Consider the following 3,355-nt stretch of genomic DNA (forward strand, 5'->3'; position numbering starts at 1 on the left):
CCATGCCTTTCCCTAAAGTCCGCGAACTTCAAAGGACGCCGGGGCTCTCCGTGCGTCCGCTTGAATCCACCGATCCCGCCGATCGGAGTCCTCCGGTCGGCTTTCGCTCATTCAGCCCGCTCGGAACGGCAACGTTTCGCAGGCGGGCTTTTGCTTCGTCCGGCTCGTCCGGCCGAGTGATCTTGAAGGGATGAAGGGCAGATATGCCGACGATCAACCAGTTGATCCGTAAGCCGCGCGAGCCGTTGGCCGCGCGCAACAAGGTTCCCGCGATGGAGGCCTGCCCGCAGAAGCGTGGCGTCTGCACTCGCGTTTACACCACCACCCCGAAGAAGCCGAACTCGGCGCTCCGTAAGGTCGCCCGCGTTCGTCTGACGAACGGCTTCGAGGTGACGAGCTACATCCCTGGTGAGGGCCACAACCTCCAGGAACACTCGGTGGTCATGATCCGCGGCGGTCGTGTGAAGGATCTTCCCGGCGTTCGCTACCACATCATTCGCGGCACGCTGGATACCCAGGGCGTCAAGGATCGTAAGCAGCGCCGTTCGAAGTACGGCGCGAAGCGTCCGAAGTAAGGAGAACTCACGATGTCCCGTCGTCATCGCGCCGAGAAGCGTGAAGTCCTGCCGGACGCCAAGTACGGCGACCGCGTCCTGACGAAGTTCATGAACTGCCTGATGCTGGACGGCAAGAAGTCGGCCGCCGAAGGCATCGTCTACGGTGCGCTCGGCCGTATCGAGGTCAAGACCAAGAACGATCCCGTTCAGGTCTTCCACGATGCCCTCGCCAACGTGAAGCCGCACCTGGAAGTGCGCAGCCGCCGCGTCGGTGGTGCGACCTATCAGGTTCCGGTCGAGGTCCGCTCGGACCGCGCCCAGGCTCTCGCCATCCGTTGGCTGATCAGCGCCGCCCGCGCCCGGTCGGAAAACACCATGACCGAGCGTCTGTCGGGTGAGCTGCTCGATGCTGCCAGCCAGCGCGGCACCGCCGTGAAGAAGCGCGAAGATACGCACCGCATGGCGGAAGCCAACAAGGCGTTCTCGCACTACCGCTGGTAAGGTTCACGCCTGTCCTGGTGATTTTGCATGCCCCGTTCGCACGCCCTCGACCGTTACCGCAACATCGGCATCATGGCTCACATCGATGCCGGCAAGACGACGACGACCGAGCGCATCCTGTTCTATACCGGCAAGTCCTATCGCATGGGCGAGGTCAATGACGGCACCGCCGTCATGGACTGGATGGAACAGGAGCAGGAACGGGGCATCACCATCACCTCGGCGGCAACGACCTGTTTCTGGCGCGACCACCGCATCAACATCATCGACACGCCCGGCCACGTGGATTTCACCATCGAGGTCGAGCGGTCCTTGCGTGTCCTGGATGGCGCCGTTGCCATCTTCGACGCGGTCGCGGGGGTCGAGCCCCAGACGGAAACCGTGTGGCGGCAGGCCGACAAGTACGGCGTGCCACGCATGGCCTTCGTCAACAAGATGGACCGTGTCGGCGCGGATTTCGACCGCTGTGTCGTGATGATGGCTGACCGGCTTGGCGTAAAGCCGCTGGTCCTGCAGTTGCCCATCGGTGTCGAAGCCAGTTTTTCCGGCATCGTCGATCTGGTCGCCATGCGCGCCACGATCTGGAAGGCCGAAACGCTCGGCGCCGAGTTCGAACACACCGACATTCCCGAGGATCTTGCCGAGGCTGCCGCAAGCGCCCGTCAGGCGCTGCTGGAGGCCGTGCTCGACCTCGACGAGGCGGCGATGGCCGCCTATCTGGAGCGCGGCGATGAGCCTGCGCCCGACGCCCTGCGCGCGCTGATCCGCAAGGGCACGATCTCCAATGCGGTTGTCCCTGTGCTCTGCGGCTCCGCCTTCCGCAACAAGGGCATCCAGCCGATGCTGGACGCAGTGGTCGATTACCTGCCCGCGCCGAACGACATCGGAGCGGTCAAGGGTCACGCCATAAATGGCGACCGCAATGAAGAGCGCGCGGCCAACGACAGCGCCCCCTTCTCCGGTCTGGCCTTCAAGGTGATGAACGACCCCTATGTCGGGACGCTCACCTTCTGCCGCATCTATTCCGGCACTGCCTCCGTCGGCGATTGGATGCTCAACCCGGTCAAGGGTGAGCGCGAGAAGATCGGCCGCATGCTGCTGATGCACGCCAATAGCCGCGAGGACATCGAGCGCGCCCACACCGGCGACATCGTGGCCTTCGCCGGCCTGGAGCACACCGCGACCGGCGACACGCTGTGCGATCCTGCCAAGCCCATCGTACTGGAACGGCTGGACGTCCCAGAGCCCGTGATCGAAATCGTGGTCGAGCCGCGGACCGAGGCGGACCAGGAGAAGATGGCGGCGGCGCTGAACCGGCTGGGCCATGAAGACCCGTCGATGCGCGTGTCCATCGACCGCGAGAGCGGGCAGACCGTCATCCGCGGCATGGGCGAACTGCACCTCGACATCGTCGTCGACCGGATGAAGCGCGAGTTCCGCGTCGACGCCTCCGTCGGCGCACCGAAGGTGGCCTATCGTGAGACGGTGCTGCGTACGGCGGAGGTGGATCACACCCACGCCCGCCAGACCGGAGATCGTGCGCAGTTCGCGCGGGTGACGCTCAAGGTGGAATCCCTGGACCGCGGCGCCGGCTTCGTCTTCGAGAACCGCGCAGCCGCCCTGTCGCGCGACTACGTCGCCGGCGTTCAGCGAGGGCTGGAAGCCGCCAAGGGCAGTGGAGTCGTCGCCGGGTACCCGGTCGTCGACGTGAAGGTGACGTTGGTCGGCGGCGAAGCCCACGACGTCGATTCCTCGCCGCTTGCCTTCGAGCTGGCGGCGCGGACCGCCTTCCGCGAGGCCATGACAAAAGCCGCTCCGGCGCTGTTGGAACCGCTGATGCGGCTCGAAATCATCACGCCGGACGACTATATGGGCGACGTCATCGGCGACCTGAACGGTCGCCGTGGACAGATCACCGGCATGGACCAGCGCGGCAACGCGCGAATCGTCACGGGACTGGTTCCCTTGGCGGCCATGTTCGGCTATGTGAATTCCCTGCGCTCCATGAGTCAGGGCCGCGCGCAGTACAGCATGCAGTTCGACCATTATGAGCCGGTGCCACAGGCCATCGCGGACGGCGTCCGCGCCAAGGTGGCCTGAAGACCGCTGGAACGATTGAGAAACGGAGAGACCAACCCATGGCCAAGGCAAAGTTCGAGCGGAACAAGCCGCACTGCAACGTTGGCACGATCGGCCACGTCGACCACGGCAAGACGTCGCTGACGGCGGCGATCACGAAGGTGCTGGCGGAGTCCGGCGGCGCCACCTTCACCGCTTACGACCAGATCGACAAGGCG

General features: G+C 64.9%; 4 protein-coding genes. All 4 read left to right on the forward strand.

From position 1 onward, the window contains the following. Positions 1-203 precede the first annotated feature (203 nt). Positions 204-575: a 30S ribosomal protein S12 gene (gene rpsL, locus VD964_RS02660; RefSeq protein WP_012973201.1), complete on the forward strand. Its 372-nt coding sequence runs from the start codon at positions 204-206 to the stop codon at positions 573-575. Between the two features lie 12 nt (positions 576-587). Continuing rightward, a complete protein-coding gene (gene rpsG / locus VD964_RS02665) occupies positions 588-1,058 on the forward strand; it encodes a 30S ribosomal protein S7 (protein ID WP_012973202.1) in 471 nt (156 codons plus the stop codon). 27 nt (positions 1,059-1,085) lie between these two features. Continuing rightward, a complete protein-coding gene (gene fusA, locus VD964_RS02670) occupies positions 1,086-3,158 on the forward strand; it encodes an elongation factor G (protein WP_324865287.1) in 2,073 nt (690 codons plus the stop codon). A gap of 38 nt (positions 3,159-3,196) precedes the next feature. After that, the coding region (locus VD964_RS02675) for a GTP-binding protein (protein WP_324865289.1) at positions 3,197-3,355 on the forward strand (159 nt) is incomplete at its 3' end.

This window comes from Azospirillum sp., from assembly GCF_035628975.1.
In the GTDB taxonomy this organism is placed as follows: Bacteria; Pseudomonadota; Alphaproteobacteria; order Azospirillales; family Azospirillaceae; genus Azospirillum.